General features: G+C 31.7%; 1 protein-coding gene. It reads left to right on the top strand.

Translation table 11 applies throughout. The annotated features are described in order from the left end of the window. A partial coding sequence (locus KTQ83_RS11980) for a transposase (RefSeq protein ID WP_217256963.1) occupies positions 1-586 on the top strand: 586 nt, incomplete at both ends.

Below are 586 nucleotides of genomic sequence, written 5' to 3'. Positions count from 1 at the left end.
TACGATAATAGAAATTCACCAACGACAGGGAAATATTGGCTGATCAAAACATTCGAAGTTTTAAAAGGAATACAAAACGATGTTGTACTAGACGGTACAGTATATTTGGATGAAACATATTTTACAAAAGTAAGAAGTAAACTAGTAACAAAAGATGGAAAGAAACTAAGAGGAATATCTCGAAATAAAATAGGTGTTGGTGTTGCTTGTAACGAGACAAAATCAATTTTTATAGTTACAGGAACATCTAAACCTTCAAGAAAATCAACGAAAGAAACATACAGTCAGCATATTGCAAGAGGTTCTGTATTAGTTCATGATGACGAACACTCTCATAGCATATTAATTGAAGAATTGGAACTGGAAAGCATAGTATACCCAACGGCAGAAACAAAAGAATTATCAGATAAAGACAATCCTTTATATCCGGTCAATAATCTTCATTTATTATTAAAACAATTTATAAGAAATCATGGAGCTTATGATAGAGAGCACCTCCAAGACTGGTTGAATCTATTTTGGTTCATTATGAATGAGCCAAAGGACAAGTATGATAAGGTGTTAAAATTTATTGAAATGGCAGTTT

Source organism: Holdemanella porci (assembly GCF_019052655.1).
In the GTDB taxonomy this organism is placed as follows: domain Bacteria; phylum Bacillota_I; class Bacilli_A; order Erysipelotrichales; family Erysipelotrichaceae; genus Holdemanella; species Holdemanella hominis.
The sequence above is the reverse complement of the archived record's forward strand: the minus strand, read 5'-3'. Positions and strand labels throughout refer to the sequence as shown.